General features: G+C 54.4%; 14 protein-coding genes and 1 pseudogene. 6 read left to right on the plus strand and 9 right to left on the minus strand.

The window, feature by feature from the left end:
- Positions 1 to 11: 11 nt before the first annotated feature.
- From JKP78_RS24005 to JKP78_RS24035, 7 genes are all read right to left on the minus strand, one after another.
- The gene (locus tag JKP78_RS24005; protein ID WP_200627878.1) at positions 12 to 1,700 is read right to left on the minus strand and encodes a restriction endonuclease subunit S; all 1,689 of its coding nucleotides are present in this window, start codon (positions 1,698 to 1,700) and stop codon (positions 12 to 14) included.
- Positions 1,697 to 3,166, minus strand: coding sequence for a type I restriction-modification system subunit M (locus JKP78_RS24010; RefSeq protein ID WP_200627879.1), 1,470 nt, complete (start codon positions 3,164 to 3,166; stop codon positions 1,697 to 1,699). Before JKP78_RS24010 ends, JKP78_RS24005 begins: the two co-directional genes overlap by 4 nt.
- Positions 3,167 to 3,266: 100 nt before the next feature.
- The gene (hsdR, locus tag JKP78_RS24015; RefSeq protein ID WP_200627880.1) at positions 3,267 to 5,630 is read right to left on the minus strand and encodes an EcoAI/FtnUII family type I restriction enzme subunit R; all 2,364 of its coding nucleotides are present in this window, start codon (positions 5,628 to 5,630) and stop codon (positions 3,267 to 3,269) included.
- A 295-nt stretch (positions 5,631 to 5,925) separates the two neighbouring features.
- Positions 5,926 to 6,759, minus strand: a complete 834-nt coding sequence (locus tag JKP78_RS24020; protein ID WP_200627882.1) for an ATP F0F1 synthase synthase — start codon at positions 6,757 to 6,759, stop codon at positions 5,926 to 5,928.
- 746 nt (positions 6,760 to 7,505) lie between these two features.
- The gene (locus tag JKP78_RS24025; RefSeq protein ID WP_200627884.1) at positions 7,506 to 7,763 is read right to left on the minus strand and encodes a hypothetical protein; all 258 of its coding nucleotides are present in this window, start codon (positions 7,761 to 7,763) and stop codon (positions 7,506 to 7,508) included.
- Positions 7,748 to 8,755, minus strand: a complete 1,008-nt coding sequence (locus JKP78_RS24030) for an integrase domain-containing protein (RefSeq protein ID WP_200627886.1) — start codon at positions 8,753 to 8,755, stop codon at positions 7,748 to 7,750. Before JKP78_RS24030 ends, JKP78_RS24025 begins: the two co-directional genes overlap by 16 nt.
- Before the next feature lie 952 nt (positions 8,756 to 9,707).
- Positions 9,708 to 10,964 (minus strand): integrase domain-containing protein, encoded by a 1,257-nt coding sequence (locus tag JKP78_RS24035; protein WP_200627888.1) that lies wholly within the window; start codon positions 10,962 to 10,964, stop codon positions 9,708 to 9,710.
- Positions 10,965 to 11,363: 399 nt separating this feature from the next.
- On the opposite strand from JKP78_RS24035, the gene JKP78_RS24040 reads away from it, so the two are divergent.
- The 6 genes and pseudogenes from JKP78_RS24040 to glsB all read left to right on the plus strand — a co-directional run bounded on the left by JKP78_RS24040 (position 11,364) and on the right by glsB (position 16,933).
- Complete coding sequence (locus JKP78_RS24040; protein WP_200627890.1) at positions 11,364 to 12,170, plus strand: HNH endonuclease; 807 nt, start codon at positions 11,364 to 11,366, stop codon at positions 12,168 to 12,170.
- A 55-nt stretch (positions 12,171 to 12,225) separates the two neighbouring features.
- Positions 12,226 to 12,357, plus strand: coding sequence for a hypothetical protein (locus JKP78_RS25255; protein ID WP_267912399.1), 132 nt, complete (start codon positions 12,226 to 12,228; stop codon positions 12,355 to 12,357).
- Positions 12,354 to 14,108: a hypothetical protein gene (locus JKP78_RS24045; protein ID WP_200627892.1), complete on the plus strand. Its 1,755-nt coding sequence runs from the start codon at positions 12,354 to 12,356 to the stop codon at positions 14,106 to 14,108. The genes JKP78_RS25255 and JKP78_RS24045 overlap by 4 nt, the downstream gene beginning before the upstream one ends.
- A 249-nt stretch (positions 14,109 to 14,357) precedes the next feature.
- Positions 14,358 to 14,795 (plus strand): annotated as a pseudogene (locus JKP78_RS24050) (HD domain-containing protein); the annotation flags it as partial.
- A gap of 220 nt (positions 14,796 to 15,015) precedes the next feature.
- Complete coding sequence (locus JKP78_RS24055) at positions 15,016 to 15,810, plus strand: NYN domain-containing protein (protein WP_200627894.1); 795 nt, start codon at positions 15,016 to 15,018, stop codon at positions 15,808 to 15,810.
- A 214-nt stretch (positions 15,811 to 16,024) separates the two neighbouring features.
- Complete coding sequence (gene glsB, locus JKP78_RS24060) at positions 16,025 to 16,933, plus strand: glutaminase B (protein WP_186677418.1); 909 nt, start codon at positions 16,025 to 16,027, stop codon at positions 16,931 to 16,933.
- A gap of 97 nt (positions 16,934 to 17,030) precedes the next feature.
- Here glsB and JKP78_RS24065 read toward each other — a convergent pair whose 3' ends face one another.
- Positions 17,031 to 17,294 (minus strand): DUF3077 domain-containing protein, encoded by a 264-nt coding sequence (locus JKP78_RS24065; protein WP_200627896.1) that lies wholly within the window; start codon positions 17,292 to 17,294, stop codon positions 17,031 to 17,033.
- Positions 17,295 to 17,379: 85 nt separating this feature from the next.
- Positions 17,380 to 17,619 carry a hypothetical protein gene (locus JKP78_RS25200; protein WP_234454699.1) on the minus strand — a complete coding sequence of 80 codons (240 nt, stop codon included), beginning with the start codon at positions 17,617 to 17,619 and terminating at the stop codon, positions 17,380 to 17,382.
- Between the last annotated feature and the right edge of the window lie 131 nt (positions 17,620 to 17,750).

A 17,750-nucleotide genomic window follows, 5' to 3' on the forward strand; every position in this document is an offset into this window, starting at 1 on the left:
CTTGCAAGCCGCTAGGCGACTGCCTGCTCGACCAGCGTGCTGGCCAATTGTTCGTTCATTTGGCGGGCCTGGGTTAGGCGGTCTTTCAGTTGATCGCAGAGGGCCATCAATTGATCGACTTTGGCGACGATGCGGCGAACTTCATTAGCTGGCGGCAATGGTACAGACAGCAGCCCAAGAATCTCTAAGTTGATATTTTTCTGAGCGGTAGAAGGAGCAAAGTCCTCAAGATGCGACTTTGCAGTACGCAGAAAGAACTCGAAATAGCGTACATCGAGTTCAGGGAGTTCCGGAATGAAACCCACAACACTGTCTGGGAAGCATGCGTCAAAGCCAAGAATTGCACTGTCAGCGATATTCGCCGCAATGGTGATGCACATAGTACCGGCAGGCCATAAGCGGCTTTGCTCCACACCTTTAGTGTTATACATAGCGCTGTGTGTCTTGACTACACCGTTGGCCCTAGCTACGTCGCCTGTTTGAATCAAAGGAACATTTCCCCCTGCATATAGAGAAGGGTCGTTTCGAGGTCGATGCCTCGACTTACCTCGGGCAAGCTCCCCAATGGCCGGTAAGGTTGTCCACACCCACTGACACGGCAGCTCAAAGGGCCTTTCTACCTCGGTAGTTTCGGCGAAAGACTTCTGCTTCTTCTCCCGATACGTTGAGCGGTGATCCGAAATGCGCTTGAGCAACTTATCAGCAGATTCATCGGCGGAGTCTTGCGGCACCAGTTTGCCCATCACGGCCAGTTGCAGCAGGGTTTGCTTAAGGGCGCCGATGCTGGGCTCGGTGGTGAACAGGGTGTGGAAGTGTTCGGCCAGACGTTGCCAGTTGGCGGCGAATTCATCTGCATCGCTGGCCTGGGTCAGGATGTTTAGCAGCGCTTCTACCATTTGAGCGTGGGCGCTTTTGGCGTCTGCCTGCTGGGCATCCAGGCGGTCGCACAGGGCCATCAGCTCATCGACTTTGGCAACGATGCGGTGTTGTTCGGCGAGAGGGGGCAATGGAAACGGATTTGTCTCAACAAAGTCTTTCGGCAATCGTTTCTGACCTGCTGTCCCCGTCATCTTGGTTTCGCCAACAAGCAAGAACTGTGGCGATTTCAGATAGGCCAGTACGTACCTAGGATTAAGGGTTTCGTTAGCAGGGCGAACAATATGCAGCTCAGTCGTGCCCGCGCCCAAGCCATTCATGAGGTTGGAAAAGACGCATGCTTTGCTGTTTTCAAAGCATGGTGTGATCTTCGCGACACCAATATCGCCTTCGGCAAAATGCGTGAAACCTTGTTTTACCTCACCCCAGAGGCGAGGTTCTTGCCCATGCTGATCATCGAAGCGTGTGCCAATAAAAGTCATAGGCACAAAAGAGACTTCAAGTGAGTCTGCTGCAGCATTCCGAGGGTTAACAAATGCTACTTGCGCTAATGAACTCCACTTCCATCCTGCTGGCAATTCAAACGGTTCTGCTTCCTCGCCAACCTCCGTCAGCGGCTTCTGCTTCTTGATCTTGCCCTCAGCTACCAACCGCGCCTTTTCCTCAGCAATGCGCTTGAGCAATTCACTGGCCGGCTCATCACCAGGATCTTGCGGCACCAACTTGCCACGCACCGCCAGTTCCAGAATCAGCTCGCGCAACTTTTTTATGCCATTGGGCGCACCGGCCAGCAGCGGCAGGTTGTCGATGAGCAGCGCCGTCATACCTGGCGCTCCAGGGATTCGGCCAACGCCGCCTTAAGCTGATCGCGTAGGTCGCTGATTTCGCCTTGCAGATTGGCGTAATCTCGCAACAACTCCTCCGGGTCGTGGCTGATTTGTTCGCCGATATGCGGGTTTTTGCAGTCCAGGTTCCAGTTGCGGGCTTGCAGCTCTTCGATGCTGACCTGCCAGGCGAATTCGTTTTCCACTCGTGTGGCGAACCCATCGGCCTCGCTCCCCCACCAGTCTTGTTCCACGGCGAATTCTTCGATGCGCATGGGGCGGGTTTTGTTGTAGTTCTTTACGCCTGCTGGGTACTGGTGCTCGTAGAACCACACCTGCTTGGTCGGTGTGCCTTTAGTAAAGAACAGCAAGTTGGTCTTGATGCCGGTATAGGGGTTGAATACGCCGTTGGGCAGGCGAACGATGGTGTGCAGGTTGCACTCGTTCAGCAGCTTTTCCTTGATGCGGCTCTTAATGCCTTCGCCAAATAGAAAGCCATCGGGCAGCACCACGGCGGCGCGGCCACCGTCTTTGAGCAGCTGCATGATCAGCACCAGAAACAGGTCGGCGGTTTCGCGGGTGCGGAAGGCCGTGGGGAAGTTGGTTTCGATGCCGTCTTCTTCCATGCCGCCGAAAGGCGGGTTGGCGACGATACAGTGCACGCGCTCGCTCGGGCCCCAGCTGATCAGCGGTTTGCTCAGGGTGTTGTCGTGGCGGATCTGGCTGGGCACCTCAATTCCGTGCAGGATCATATTGGTGGTGGCCAGCAGGTGCGGCAGCGGCTTTTTCTCAACGCCGAAGATGCTGCCCTGCAGGATGCGTTCGTCCTCGGCGGTTTTTACATAGCGGCTGCGTTTGTGCTCGATGGCGCAGGTTAAAAAGCCGCCAGTGCCGCAGGCCGGGTCCATGACCTTCTCATCCAGCTTGGGATCGACCATGCGCACCATGAATTCGGTGACCGGGCGCGGGGTGTAGAACTCGCCCGCGTTGCCGGCGTTCTGCAGGTCGCGCAGCAATTGCTCGTAGAGGTTGCCAAACTCGTGGCGTTCCTGGGCCTTGTTGAAGTCCACACCTTCCTGAATCTTGTTGATCACCTGGCGCAGCAGCTGGCCGGATTTCATGTAGTTGTAGGCGTCTTCAAACACGCTGCGCACCACAAAGGCCGAGGGTGTGTTGCTGTATTCGTGCAGGTTCTGCAGCTGCGGGAACAGGTTGTTGTCGATAAAGTCCTTCAGCGCATCGCCGGTCATGCCTTCCGGGTCTGCGGCCCAGGTACGCCAGCGGCAGCTCTCGGGGATCGGCGAATTATAGTTGTCATCCATCAACTCCCATTCCAGCTCACGGTCATCGAAGATCTTGAGGAACAGCAGCCAGACCAGCTGGCCAATGCGCTGGGCGTCACCATCGACGCCGACGTCTTTGCGCATAATGTCCTGGATGGACTTGATGGTGGAGCTGATGGACATAACGAATTCTCGGTCGGTGCGGCAAAGCGGAGGATTGTAATGGAGTTGGCTGCTTAGGTGGACAAGGCTCCGACGTTGCTCACCCTACGGGTAGAACGGATTAACTGGCGTACAGCGCGTCTTCCAGTTCATGGATAGCTTTGTTGTAGCCAGCTTTGCCGCCAAAGGCTTTAACCAGTTCGATGGGTGCACCGAGCTGGTTAAAGGGATCGAGCTGGAGGATTTTGATGTCCTCGATGTGCTCAATGCCGGTGTCGGCGTATTTATCCAGCAGCGCTTCCAGCACTTGGCGGGCTGCACCGGAATACTTGGCGAAGTAGTTACGCTTTTTCACCTGTTCGGCGCGTTCTTTACGCGACAGCGGCGGTTGGTCGAAGGCGACGTGGCAGATCAAGTCAAACGGATCGAGTGGCTTGCCCTGTTTCTTTTCCACTTCTTCGGCCAGGGCTTCCCACATCACACCTTGGGTGGCCATTTCGTCGATGATGGCCTTTTTCTGCTCGGCATCACTCCAATGGCGCAGAAAATCGTCCAGCGAGGCGAACTGTTTTTGTACGCAGGTGCGGGTGTAGTCGTGCAGCGATTCGGTGATCAGTCGGCCATCCTGGCCGTAGTACTGCACACGCTCGGCGATGACATAAATCGGGATGCTGTCGATGATGTACTTGATGCGCCTCTTGCCGTCTTCCTCGCCGGTAAAGTCCAGATCATCACCTTCTCCATCGCTGCCTGCGCTGATGCCATCGCCTTCAAGTAAATCGTCGGGCGGGACTGGCGGCTCGCTGCCTTCGGGGGCGTAGACCACCACCGGGTCACCGTCGAAGGCCGGGTCGGCAAACAGATCGGTCGCCTTCTTGAAGTCCATGATGGTGAACCAGTATTTGCCGAAGTCTTCATTGATGCGGGTGCCACGGCCGATGATCTGCTTGAACTCGGTCATCGACTTGATGTGCTGGTCGAGCACGATCAGCTTGCAAGTCTGCGCATCGACACCGGTGGTCATCAGCTTGCTGGTGGTGGCGATGACCGGGTAGCGCTCTTCCGGGTTGATGAAGTTATCCAGCTCGGCCTTGCCTTCCTGATCATCGCCGGTGATGCGCATGACGTACTTGCGGTTCTCAGTCACGCGCTCGGGGTTGAGGTTGACCAAGGCCTGGCGCATACGCTCGGCGTGATTGATATCGTCGCAGAAGACGATGGTTTTCTGGAACGGGTCGGAGGCCTTGAGGAACTCGGTGACCTTCTGCGCCACCAGTAGGGTGCGCGCCTCGATGACCAGGGTGCGATCCATGTCCTTGAGGTTGTAGATGCGGTCTTCGATCAGCTCGCCATTCTTGTCGAGCATGCCCTTGGGTGGACGCCAGCCTTGCAGGTCTTTGTCGAAGTCGATCCGCACCACTTTATAGGGCGCGAGAAAACCGTCCTCGATGCCCTGCTTGAGGGTGTAGCTGTACACCGGCTCACCGAAGTAGGTGATGCTGGACACCTCTTTGGTTTCCTTCGGTGTTGCGGTGAGGCCGACATGGGTGGCGTTGGAGAAGTAGTCAAGAATCTCGCGCCAGGCGGAGTCCTCGGCGGCGCTGCCACGGTGGCATTCGTCGATCACGATCAAGTCGAAGAAGTCGCGGGAGAACTGCTTGTAGACGTTCATCTCTTCTTCAGCGCCAGTCATCGCCTGATAGAGCGACAGGTAGATCTCGTAGGAGGTGTCTATCTGGCGTCTGGCGATTTTGGTCACCGCTTGGCCGAAGGGCTTAAAGTCGTTGTTCTTTGTCTGGTCGACCAGGATGTTGCGGTCGGCAAGGAACAGGATTCTTTTTTTCTGTTTTGATTTCCACAGTCGCCAGATGATTTGAAAGGCGGTGTAGGTTTTTCCGGTGCCAGTTGCCATTACCAGCAGAACGCGGTCCTGCCCGCGCGCTACCGCCTCAACGGTGCGGTTGATGGCGTTCATTTGGTAATAGCGCGGCATACGTCCGGAGCCGTCGTCGTAGTAGGGCGCTTCTATCTTGTGTTGAGCAGCATTGTCCAACCCCTTCCATTGGCAGTAGCGGTGCCAAAGTTCGGCAGGACTAGGGAACTGATCCAAGGAGAGCTCAGTTTCGACCTTGCTGCCTGTCCCGCTGCGATCATGAAAGAGGAAACCATCGCCATTGCTGGAGAACACGAACGGCACATCCAACGCCTCTGCATAGCCAAGAGCTTGCTGCATGCCGGAGCCAATGGAGTACTTGTTATCCTTCGCCTCGATCACAGCGATGGGGAGGTTGGCTTGGTGGTACAGGATGAAGTCTGCACGGCGCGCCTCGCCCCGGCTGTGAAGCTTGCCCCGGACCAAAATGCGGCCTTTGGTGAAGCTGACCTCCTCACGCACCTGTTTTAGCATGTCCCAGCCAGCTTGCTGAACCGCTGGTGCGATGTACTTACTGCAGATGTCCCGCTCAGAAAGTGATTTCTTGTCCATGGCTGGCTATGTCCCTGTGGCATTCTGCGGAATTTACCACATTGGCTAGAGGCATGCTGCCAGTATCAGCTGGTAAGGTGCCTCGCAGCTTTGTAAGTCCGTATTAGTTAGTCTTTTTGTGACTGCTAACTTGAATTTAACTTTAAGTCTATCCTGCTAACGCAGGTTAAGAGCTTGTCCACTGAGACTCAAAGCTTTTTAGGCGGAAAGTGACTGAATCTGATTTTATGCAGATCCTAGAATGCAGTGCAGGTTAGCAATGGTAGGCCGGCAAACCTGCAAATTTCCGCATCATTTATCCTAGCGCTTGGACAGAGTTTGCTAAGCGCTTTTCTTGTCCGAATTGGGTTGTGTAAAATCGTTGCTCTATACCATAAATTAGCATCTTTAGTTCGTTGTCTGTGGAGATGTCAAACATTCCCGCATCTTTGTCAAATTTCAAGCTTTCGCCGCAATAGCCATCAATGTAGGAAAGCATGCCTTCTTTGTCTTGCTCTGGTAATGCCGCCAGAGTGGCCATCGCCAATGCAATTCTTTTTCTATTGGGTTTCGATACTTTATCGGCGTCAAAGTCATTGCTAAGACTTATGAACGGTTCGTCGAGGAACTGCTTAACCTCTTCCTGTGTTGCTTCTTTATAGAGCTCATCAATCCCCGGGAAAATACTTGAAATCGTCGCCAGGATTTTAAAAATTAACACGTCTTGTTTAGAGAAATATACAGCGTCCGGTTGGGTGTTGATCACGAGTCGTAGCCGATCATCTTCAATCTCTGCGACTTCGCCGAATACAAAAGTCTTGCGTCGCAGGAATAATGACGGAGTAACCTTCTGGAAATAAAAGTCACTTCCTTGAAGTGCGCATATGTGAGATATGTCCGGAAATTTTCCTTTGGGAAGTTCGTCGTAATTTTTCGGGTCGATGTCGGCTGTCAGTATCTCTAAACAGTAAGATTGCTGTGAAAAATTTTCGACTTTAAACCAGCACTCTTCATCCAGGTTGTGGTCTGGGTTGTAAGGGATGCATGCCCCGGGATCGACTTCAATGCGCGAAAATAGCGTGTGGTCTGATATTAATTTAAAGATTGGTTTCTTACGTACTTTCTTAACCTTTGCCAGAACGTGATCCATATTTTTAGTCTCGCTCGATGTATGTGTAGTTATTTATTCTAGACGCTTTTGTGATGACTATCTCTGCGGGGGTTTTGTATCTCTGGCGGCTGATCAGGAATATGGAGGATTTGGATGTTGTGGTTATGTTGTAAAATTCATATCCGTAAAGTAAGAATAGGGGGTTGAAATATAGTGCTTGGGATCTAAATGTGAAGATGAATAAAATCCCGTAGACAAAAAACAAGGTCTCCCAATTATTCACGCTTAGAGCTACAAAGAAATATCCAAGGTAGCTTGGTAAAAAACTATTATTTGCGTGGTCAATGCTGCTCGTTTGTCCTTTTTTGAATTCGTCTTTACCCAAAAAAGAGCTGAGTAAAAGGCTTAGTCCTGTGAGCGTGATCGGAATCGATAAGTAAAATAGATAGGAGGCAGCGTTAGGTATTTTGGTTAGCCAAGGGGTGTTAGAAAAGAAATGTCCTAGCGTAAAACCTTTCTGGACAAGAAAAACGATAACAAGCAACGACGTGGCATTGAAGGTCAGCAAGAGCCTGAATATAAAGTTAAGATCAAATCGTAACCTGTCCATAGGTTCCTCAGTGCAGTAGCCGGTGCTGTATAATCACCACCGCGAAGCTCGATAGTATCAATTGGCCATGTCGCGGTCTAGCTTACTTCGGCTCCTTCGTCTGATGGATTTCGCATCCGATTTTGCTTTACGTAGGCTCCAAATTAGACATCTACCCAGCACGTGGTTGGAGGTTTCAGCGGTTGAACATCCATGGCTTTTCTAATCGACGGGCGATCAGCCTCACGGTGAGTAGGTACTGATATCGGGTAGCCTCACTGTGCATTTTCAAGTGATTATCGAGAAACCAAGCCATATGCTTTTTCTGCCAAGCCCAAGGCGTCTGTCGTTGCCAGCGCTCAGAAATCTCCGCTTGGATGATTCTCGCCTGCCGAAAATGGCGTTGTTGAGTGGCTTGCGATCCTCTCAGCACGCCGGCTAAGAACAGCTCCATGTCGAATGGCCTTTCATACGCCCTCCAATGTACGCAGCGACGACGTCGATCCGACCGTGCCCCAGCTCATAGCTGATTTGCATTCGAGCCTCGCGGTCAAGGTGCTGATCTAACTGGCAGCATTGCCCCCCGTTTATAGGCGCGCGATGTTGGGTGATTTGCTCGTAACGCTCACATGCGTACGCCGCTCGCAGCTCATGAAAGCCTTTGAGCTTGTGTGCATGCAGGACGTCCCGCGCTGGGCGAATGATTTCCTGCAGAACATTCAGAAAGCTTTCGTCTGGCGCAATCAGGTTGCGGCTACTCGCAGGCGACACCTGCCGTGCAAACCCAAGTGCGTCTTGAACATGGTGGACCACCGCAATCCATCGTGGCGCTGAGGCGCCAGCTCGGCCGCCTTTGGTACCATCCTGGACGTTGATCCTGCCTAGGTCGTTAGCCTCACGGCTCAGCCGTGGCAAGTCGGCTAGGATGGCCTCACGCAAGCGCATGCCGGTGGCTCGCGCCAACAGAACGATTGCAGCGGCCCGGAGCTGATGATCGCGGCAAAGCACATCGGCAATCTGCTTAACCTGGTTGCGGTCTTGGCCCTGTGGCACCGAGTGTCGAACTCCGCTGCGCTGCATACCCAGCGCCTTGCACGGACTTGGCAGTTTCACATGCTGATCACCGCGAAGCGCTGCCATGGTCCTGTTCACGCTGGATAGTCGGTTTTGCGCGGTGCTGACTGCGAGATCACCGCGCTTAACCATGTCGCGCAGATACGCCGCGTAGTCGGCCAATACCTTTCGATCAATCTGCCGCGCATCATTGATACGGGGCCCCTGTTCGGAGCGGCACCACTTTACGAATGCCAACCACCGGTCACCGTGCGCCTTCACCGTGCCGTAGTGGCCTCCGCCGAACATGTCTTTCAACGCTTGCGGCCCTGCATAGCTCAATTGTCTGCCGTAGCCGAAATTACGACCATCGCGTCTACCCACTAATGCCATGTCGATCACCTCATCTTCCGATCTCCGATCGTCGCCCCACGTCATCCCGCCAAGAATGCTGAGTGTTATCAGGGATCAAGGCCCCTGCGACCTGTGGGGAATGTCCTCTACGCGGGACTGGCGGCTCCTTACGACCGGGAGCAAGGGCATCTCATGATCTGGCCTCCTTAACACCGTTGCCGGTGGGCGGGTGGAGGCAGTGCTGGCTGACGAGACCAGCGACTGAAGATCCTGAGCCGTGTGCAAGCAGCAATGCGATGACCGGGGCATGCCTGACTGTCAGTCAGGTGCAGTCCATTCCCTGGTCTGCGGCACCATCATCTACATGGCGGTTGCTGGTGACATCGGCGTTTGTCACGCCGATTGTCACGAGAGGGAATGCCGCAAAGCCATGTGCGATCAGGGCTGCAGCAGCGTTAGAAGTGCCCGTCTCTTTCCACAGAAAGAGACGGGCACAGGTTGGCGCAAGATTCGGCCAAGCGGATAGGTTGCTGCAGGACAGCGCAATAGGAAGTGTCGTCTGGCGCACGAGGACCATGAAATGTAGTTGGCATCCATCACCGGGGAGGTGACCGGGCGAGCTGCCGGATGCGAATCGCCATTTGGGGGGAGAACCACCGCGAGAGCGGCGTGACCTTCAAGGCTCGGGCCACCTGGGTTGCTGTCATCGACAGCGCTTGCACGGCCAGTTCTACGCCTGTAGATAAACCCGGTCAAGTTTCAAAATTCAGCGTCACTTTGGACTTTAAGAGCGGTTATCCACCGGTGGAATTCCGTGGTAAATCCTGGACAACGTGGTCGCTTTTAGCTATTCAAAGTGAGGTCCTTCCAAACAGGGCGGCTTTGCAGCCCTGTTTGGAAGGACCCGTGCTGAGAAGCGAATAAGCGAGGCTGCTAGCCCCGAATCTTGAACGTTCAGTTGTTTCTGCTGCCGTTCTTGCGCCGTATAGCGCTAGCGTATCGGCACCACGTTCTTGTCTCTGACTTGGCCATACGCTGAGGCGAGCAGGCTGCCGGTGGCGGCTTTCTGGATGTACTCACTCCACCACGCCATCATCGGGCGCCGGCGCTCGATGTAGTCGGCCCGGTTGTAAGCGCTCCGCCCCTCATCCTTGTCGACATGCGCCAGTGCGACCTCAATGAGTTCGGGGTCCCACCCATGTTCATTCAAGATGGTGCTGGCCATCGAGCGCATGCCGTGGCTGACCAACCGATCCTGGAACCCCATACGTTTCAACGCCATGTTGGCAGTCTGGCTATTGGCGTGGGTGCGTGGGTTTCTGTCGGCCGGGAAGACGTGTTCGCGATGGCCGCTGTGGTTCTTCAATGATTCCAACAGCGCGACAGCGTGATCACTCAACGGGATGCTGTGCGGGCGGCGCTTCTTCATCCGCTCCGGTGGGATAGTCCAAACGCGCCTTTCAAAATCGATGTCTGCCCAGCGAGTAGTCGCTGCCTCGGCGGGGCGAGTCATGGTGTGCAACTGCCATTCGATCAGGCAACGGGTCGTGCGTTTGATGCTGGCGTTCGCGATCTCCAGCATGAGCTCGGGGAGTTCTTCGGGCGGAAGCGCAGCCATGTTCTCTTTCTTGGGCTTCTTGAAGACTGCCCTGATGCCGCTGAGCGGGTTAGCGAAGATCAGGCAGGAGTTTACGCCGTAGGTCATGATCTCGTTTAGCCGCTGGCTAAGACGTTTGACCGTCTCCAAGCTGCCTTTCGCTTCGATTGGACGAAGCAATGCGATTACCATCGGCGCGGTGATTTTCACCAGTGGTGTCGTCCTCAAGTCGGGGAACACGTGCAACGTGAGCGACCGCCAAATGTCCTCGGCATAGGCCGGGGTCACCGAGTCTTTCTTGAGCTCGAACCAGGCGGTGGCCACGTTCTCAAAGGTGTGTTCCGTTTCTGCACGCTTGGCTTCATTCAGCGTGTTGCGCTGTACCTTCGGATCAATGCCCTGAGCGAGCAGCTCGCGCGCATCGACTGCCATCTTTCGTGCATTTGCCAGTGACAGTTCGGGATAGGTCCCAAAGCCGATGTTGATGCGCTTCTTGGTCACCGGCTCGCGGTAGTTGAAATTCCACAGCAACGAGCCGTTGCTGCGTACACGGAGCTGCAAACCATCACCGTCAGTGAGGACGTAATCCTTGGACGCGGGTTTGACTACTTTGAGCTGTCGATCGGAGAGGCGGAGGTTTTGAGCAGGCATGAGATTGTCCTCAAGCACTGATTCGGTATTCCAAAGATTAGCACCGGATGAGATGGAATACCGTCTGGAATACCCAAATGGCTGGAACTCCAAAACTCTCAAAAGACCGTAAAAGCGCTGGAAGCCGCGTGTTTACTGGATCGCAGGCACAAAAAAAGACGTCCGTGGACGTCTTTGTTTGATCATTTGGTGGAGCCGGGGGGAGCTGAACCCGCGTCCGCCAACAGTTAACTTTATCGCTATCCCATAGGCGCTGTGGGGTTTATGGAAAGCTTGAGTATACCGAGTGTCAACGGTGAGGAATTACCGTTATGCAAAGAATTGCAGCGCACTTCTCATTGTATTGTAGGAAAATTCCTCTTTTTGGTAGGCTTCTGGAGCCTTTCGAGAGAAAATCCAATGCCCGTCATCATCGTTGAGAACGATTCATCGCAGTGGGAAGACGAGACAGGCTCTGTCTATCACTTTCCCAAACGCTACAAAAACTTGCTCGCTCAGGGAATGGAGGTGGTCTACTACAAGGGGCGTATCAAAGACAAGTCCTTTGCTTCTGCGCGTCTCAGCAACGATCCGCACTATTTCGGCAAGGCACGCATCGGCAAGGTTGATGCAGACAGAAGGAATAACAAGGGGGATCTCTTCGCGTTTATTGAAAATTTCGTTCCGTTTGAAAACCCCGTTCCATTAAAAATTGACGGGATTTACCTGGAGACCATCCCCGCGACCCGAGTGAAAAACTACTGGCGAGACGCGGTTCGACCCATCTCTCAGGTCAATTACGATGCCATCTTAAGCCACGCAAAGCTGTTGTCTTCCCAAGCGCAAACGGTTGTGCCGAATGCAGACGACGATACATTCACCTTTGAGTCGTTTAGTGAAGGCAGCAAGACAAGCTTCTTTGGAACACGTTACGAGCGCAGCACCGACCTGAGGATGAAAGCTATCGCTTTCCACGGGCTTGACTGCAAGGCATGCGGTTTTGATTTTGAACAGGCTTATGGGGAACACGCGAAGGGCTTCATCCACGTTCACCATGTCGTACCGATCTCGACATTTGGTGGTGAGCAGGCCGTGAGTCCTGAGACAGATCTCGTAACGTTGTGCGCCAACTGTCATGCGGTAGTCCATCGCAAGCGTGATAAGACACTGAGCATTGAAGAGTTAAAAGGAATGTTGCGCGGGCGGTGGGTCAACGAGCCTCTGTAGACAGCCTCTAGCCGGCGCAAAGTACACTCTGACGATCTGGCGTAGGACTTTCGCCATGAATACGGTAAGAAACGCAATATCGGGGGTGGAAGCGTTGGATGCCTTGATTATCGCCCATGATTTTCTGCTGAATCGCGAGCGTCGCCCCAACCAACATCACAACGGATTAGTCAAGGCACAAAGATGATTTATGAGGATGTCGACCCGCAGCTTCTCGCCTTTTTGCATGATCCCCTGGCAACGCTCGAAGCCTTGGATATTGAACGAAAGCGTCCCAATTGGCTTACCCGGACGCTCTACAAGGTGCCAGCCCTTCGTCGCTTCATTAGTTCCGAACAGGTTCAGTGGCTTGTCTTAGAGAAGCTGAGTGCGGGCCTTGCGAAGGCGAAGAGAACGCTGCCCCAGCACCTCTTTGAAGACACCGTTTCGCTCAATGAAAAAACTATGAGTCGCTTCACTGACCAACTGAGCAAGTACTTCAGAATTGGTATCATGCTGGTTAAGAATGAGGCCGATTCGAGTGAGCGGCTTGCAATGCTCAACGCATTCATTCAGGCCAACACCTGGGCCAAACTCGAGTACACCTGCAACAGGATTGCCGAGAACCTGCAGCTTCGCGCTGAGCATAACTTGGCCATTTTGAGTAACGCCAACCTTTGGCTTGGTTACTACCTGAGCGAGGTTTACTTCCTCATGGCACACGGACTAATGAGCGCCAGGCTGGAGGGGAAAACGCTGTCGATCGTGCCTACCGCTACGCTCCAGCGTCGCCTCAAAGGGCATTGGTTAGCAGAGACCTGCGAAGCTAACTCTAAAATTAGTGACATGCGCACTTTGCTCGACATGGCACTGGTACTACAGAGGCTAGGGCATTTGCCGCCTTCAGCACGCGAGCCGCTGATCGCCCATGTCCTCGACAAGTGTCTGTCCATACACACAAACTATCTATCAGCGAATATAATTCTGCACCCCCAGTATCAGTACTTGCGCGAGATTGTCTACTTCGCTACGTATCTCGAGCTGCGGGTAATGCTAGGTGAGCGCATTACTCCAGCAGCTCAGCTGCAAAGCTGCGTAAGCCCGGCGACTATCAGCATGATCAACTCCGCTCTCTCGGGACAAGCGCCGACGCTAAATTCAGCCAGCAGCTTTATCGAATACAAAGGCAATACATACGTGCGGGGTGCGTTGAGCTTTAAATATGGATTGAGGAAATTTGTAGGGCAGTTACTAGGGAAAGCTTTACAAGGTGGTAAGGGGCAGGATTTCAGAGGGGTGCTCGGTATCGGTTTTGAGGCGGATTATATTGTTAACTACATCAAGAATCTCAACGACCCGCGGTTCAAGGTCTATGGTGAATTCAAGCCGGGCAACAGATCGAAAGTCAAGGGGTACGATATAGACCTGGTTCTGCAGGACGTAGAGGAAGATATTTATTACTTTATCCAAGTAAAGTATCGACTATCCAATCTTCCTACTTATCTCTCCGAGCAATGCCGGCTTTTTTCCGAGCCTGAGTTCCGCAAGGGCTTCGTAAAACAACTGGCAATGCTGAGAGACAATCTCACCGATGACAGCATTAGGCAAAAGCTCAGTAGCCACGGCTTGGTCAATGCACATACGCATAACAGCCATTTTATTTTGTTGCATAACATACCGTTTCTCAATTTCTATGAGCTGGATGGCATCTTCTTCTACGAATGGAACCTGCTTCGGAACATCTTGCGCGACGGACGCGTACAGTTCCGCAAGGATCAGGAACTCACTGAGAGGTATGTCTTGAGCAAGCCGCGCTTGCATCAGCCGGGAGAGTTAGTTAACGCCTACTTAAGTCATCCGCAGAATGGTGCACGATTAGTCGACCACTATGAGATCTACTGTAGGGCGAGCGCGCAATTCGTTTATGACGACCTGGATGTCATTTGCAAGCTGATTTGAGAGTGATACCTATCTCACTGCTGTTACTAGCAATGCGGTACATCATCGCTGCACGACCTCATAGACAATAAACCGAATAGCCCTTCTGAATGGCCCACAGATGAGAAGGGGGCCTATGAGCGAGCGATCTGGTAGTAGCGTGATCGTCATGCACATCAGGCCCTCTTCCTGCGAACGCCAGATCAGGCTCAGGTGGCGCGAGCTACGGTTTGACCCACACGCGATGGATGCGGGACAGGTCGTGGGAGCCAGGCGTCAACGCTGTCCGCACAAAGGGCGGCGTCAATACTGGTTGATATGGGCTGGCCCTTGCAGCGCATCGAGCAGGTGGCACATGCAGTCAAAACCCACAGCTACTCGGCTGGCTTCGAGCCGCTCACCCTTGAGGCCAGGATTCTTCAGGATAGTGACCGCCTGGACGCCATAGGTGCGGCGGGTATCGCCCGGTGTTTTTACGTTTCCGGGCGAATGGGGTCGGCGCTGTACGATTTCGAGAACCCCACTGCGTGGGGGAGGGAGTATCAGGACAAGGCGTATACGGTCAAACACTTTCATACCAAGCTGCTCAAGCTTGCGTCAGGCTTTGAAGCTGCTGAAGGGGCTTGGCAGGCTGCTGAACGTCATGCTCGGCTTGAAGTGTTTCTTGCGGATTTCATAGATGAGATTGGAGCCAGCGGTGCAGGCTGAAGCGCGTGAGCCCAAACCCTTTAACAGTTCAAGATTGCGCTTGGTCTGTGGCTGTTCTTCCGCCGATTTTTCCTCACTGTTCAGCGGCCGGATGGATTACCAGTGACCGCATCGGGTAATACAGGCTCAGAAGCCCTCGCAAGCCGATCCGATTGGATATTGAAAAGGGGAGATTTCTGGAACCGTTGACGATATGGTTGATTCTTTTCAAGGATGGATCATGGCCACTCACAGCGCGAACCACTTACAGAAACACCTCGCTGTACTGATCGACGCCGACAACGCCCCAGCCGCCATCGTTGAAGGTTTGTTCGAAGAAATTGCCAAATACGGCGTGGCCAGCGTCAAGCGCATCTATGGAGACTGGACCGGCCCGCAACTGGGTGGCTGGAAAAAGGTTCTGCTCGATTACTCCATCCAACCCATCCAGCAATTCGCCTACACAAAAGGCAAGAACGCAACCGACAGCGCGTTGATCATCGATGCAATGGACCTGCTCTACACCCGACGTTTCGATGGCTTCTGCCTGGTTTCTAGCGACAGCGACTTCACTCGGCTAGCTTCACGCCTGCGTGAGGAAGGCCTGACCGTTTATGGGTTTGGTGAAGAGAAGACGCCGAAGCCATTCGTGGCCGCCTGCGACAAGTTTGTCTACACCGAGCTGTTACGGGAGGAGGTGTTGCCTCCTGCCAGCGAGCAGGTGGCAGGTGACGTTGATGCCACTTCCGGCCCCGACAAGCCGAACAAAGACGCAGTTGCTCGTAAAAAGCCAAAAGTCCCGGTTGGCTTCATCAACAAGATTCTGGACGACCTTGCCGACGAGGAGGGCTGGGCGAGCCTGGGAATGCTGGGCGCAAACATAACAAAGCTCCGACCGGAGTTCGATCCGCGCACCCATGGTTTCAAGAAGCTGAGCGATTTGATCAAGGGGCATCCACATGCGTTCGAGCTGCAGGCGCGGCCGCTTTCCGGGGGCGCGAGTGCGCTTTACGTTCGCCACAAAACCGCCCGCTAGGTGCGACCTGCATCGAGCCGTTTGCATTGTATCTGCCGATGACTTGCCCAGTGTCACGCAGAGGCACAGGCCTGCCTGATCCTGCTGGCCCCGTGGTCGCTGCCCGGCATGGTAGTCTCGGCCATTTCTTGTCGAATGTGTGATTTCTCCCGCTTAACCTTCGTCAAGAACACTACCCCTAAGCCGTCGTCTGGGGATTGATACAGGGCCCTCCATGCAAACGCTGTTGAACGAGATTCTCGAAGAAGTACGTCCCTTGATCGGCAAGGGCAAAGTGGCTGACTACATCCCTGCGCTGGCCGACGTGCCGGCGAACCAGTTGGGCATCGCCGTCTACGGCAACGATGGCAGTTATCACTGCGCAGGCGACGCCCTGGTGCCGTTTTCGGTGCAGAGTATTTCCAAGGTGTTCAGCCTGGTCCAGGCGATTGGCCACTCGGGCGAGGCCATCTGGGAGCGGCTTGGCCATGAGCCCTCGGGCCAGCCGTTCAACTCGCTGGTGCAGCTGGAGTTCGAACGCGGGCGCCCGCGCAATCCGTTCATCAACGCGGGTGCGTTGGTGATCTGTGATATCAACCAGTCGCGCTTTGCAGCACCTACCTTGTCGATGCGCGATTTCGTGCGGCGGCTGTCGGGCAACCCGCATATCTCGATCGATGCGCGCGTTGCTGATTCGGAATACCAATTCCGCGCGCGCAACGCGGCCATGGCGTACCTGATGCAGTCGTTCGGCAACTTCCATAACGAGGTCGAAACGGTGTTGCGCAGCTATTTCAGCTACTGCGCGCTGCAGATGAACTGCCTCGACCTGGCCCGGGCGTTCTGTTTCCTGGCCAACGATGGTTTCTGCAAGCACAGCGGCTCGCAGATCCTCACCCCGCGCCAGACCCAGCAGGTGAACTCGATCATGGCCACCAGCGGGCTGTATGACGAGGCGGGCAATTTCGCCTACCGTGTGGGGCTGCCGGGCAAGAGTGGTGTGGGCGGTGGCATCGTGGCGATCGTGCCGGGGCAATTCACTGTGTGCGTGTGGTCACCTGAGCTGAACGCTGCGGGCAACTCTCTGGCTGGGATGGCGGCGCTTGAGCTGTTGAGTTCGCGGATCGGATGGTCGGTGTTCTGATCAGCAGCATCGCTGATTAATCATGTGGCAGGGCGTGCGAATTGCCTTCAAGTCTGTGCTTCGCTCGAGATCTTGAAGGCAATTCGGTGAGTGATGTTCAGCGCATCATGCCCAACTCGGCATCATCCATCAGCGCCTTGGCTAACGCGCACAGGTAGTGCGAAGCCCATATCAGCTGAGGCTTGTCTTCCATCAAGCCGTCCAAGGTCAGGTCCCGTGCGTAGCCCATCAATTCCGAGGCTTGTTCGCGGGCGCTCTGGCAAGGGATGCCGGCTTCGATGCGGAAGAGGGGATGGGTCTGGTTTTCACCTTGGTAGAAGGTGGTCTTGCCGACGGTGCATTTGGGTTCTTCTGTAGGCATTGTTCAATCTCCCCGAAAATCTCTAGTGCCTGCGCTGACCCTATCGCCGGCGATAAGGCAGCCCGGGCGACATATCAGTGAAGCCTTAGTGCAAGGTCCGTGGTTCAGAAGGCATTTGCACCTGGATCAGCGCTTGCTCAAGCAGGGCTCGCAGCGTCTCCAGCTCATGCATAGACGCCATCATGAGGATTGATGCCGGTGACTTGGGATGCAGTAGCATTGCCTGATGCGTGACGGTCGACGCGCACAACGCGTAATCCGTGGCTTGGATCAGAGTGTCTTCAAGGGAAGGGAAATGTGGTGGGTCAGGGACTATCTTTCGCATGCTTTCGCTCCAACAATGGTTGAGCTGCGATTCCATCTCGCTGTCAAACGGGAGGGTGGCAGCTGTACGCGGGTTGACAGACCGAGATTGTTGGCACTCGGCGCACACGAAGGTGCCCGCACGCACAGCCG

It is taken from the genome of Pseudomonas sp. LAM2023, from assembly GCF_016620375.1.
GTDB lineage: Bacteria > Pseudomonadota > Gammaproteobacteria > Pseudomonadales > Pseudomonadaceae > Aquipseudomonas > Aquipseudomonas anuradhapurensis.

Coding starts and splice junctions, on each gene's coding strand:
- JKP78_RS24005 (WP_200627878.1), bottom strand. CDS start 1,700: ATGACGGCGCTGCTCATCGACAACCTGCCGCTGCTGGCCGGTGCGCCC.
- JKP78_RS24010 (WP_200627879.1), bottom strand. CDS start 3,166: ATGTCCATCAGCTCCACCATCAAGTCCATCCAGGACATTATGCGCAAA.
- hsdR (WP_200627880.1), bottom strand. CDS start 5,630: ATGGACAAGAAATCACTTTCTGAGCGGGACATCTGCAGTAAGTACATC.
- JKP78_RS24020 (WP_200627882.1), bottom strand. CDS start 6,759: ATGGATCACGTTCTGGCAAAGGTTAAGAAAGTACGTAAGAAACCAATC.
- JKP78_RS24025 (WP_200627884.1), bottom strand. CDS start 7,763: ATGGAGCTGTTCTTAGCCGGCGTGCTGAGAGGATCGCAAGCCACTCAA.
- JKP78_RS24030 (WP_200627886.1), bottom strand. CDS start 8,755: ATGGCATTAGTGGGTAGACGCGATGGTCGTAATTTCGGCTACGGCAGA.
- JKP78_RS24035 (WP_200627888.1), bottom strand. CDS start 10,964: ATGCCTGCTCAAAACCTCCGCCTCTCCGATCGACAGCTCAAAGTAGTC.
- JKP78_RS24040 (WP_200627890.1), top strand. CDS start 11,364: ATGCCCGTCATCATCGTTGAGAACGATTCATCGCAGTGGGAAGACGAG.
- JKP78_RS25255 (WP_267912399.1), top strand. CDS start 12,226: ATGAATACGGTAAGAAACGCAATATCGGGGGTGGAAGCGTTGGATGCC.
- JKP78_RS24045 (WP_200627892.1), top strand. CDS start 12,354: ATGATTTATGAGGATGTCGACCCGCAGCTTCTCGCCTTTTTGCATGAT.
- JKP78_RS24055 (WP_200627894.1), top strand. CDS start 15,016: ATGGCCACTCACAGCGCGAACCACTTACAGAAACACCTCGCTGTACTG.
- glsB (WP_186677418.1), top strand. CDS start 16,025: ATGCAAACGCTGTTGAACGAGATTCTCGAAGAAGTACGTCCCTTGATC.
- JKP78_RS24065 (WP_200627896.1), bottom strand. CDS start 17,294: ATGCCTACAGAAGAACCCAAATGCACCGTCGGCAAGACCACCTTCTAC.
- JKP78_RS25200 (WP_234454699.1), bottom strand. CDS start 17,619: ATGCGAAAGATAGTCCCTGACCCACCACATTTCCCTTCCCTTGAAGAC.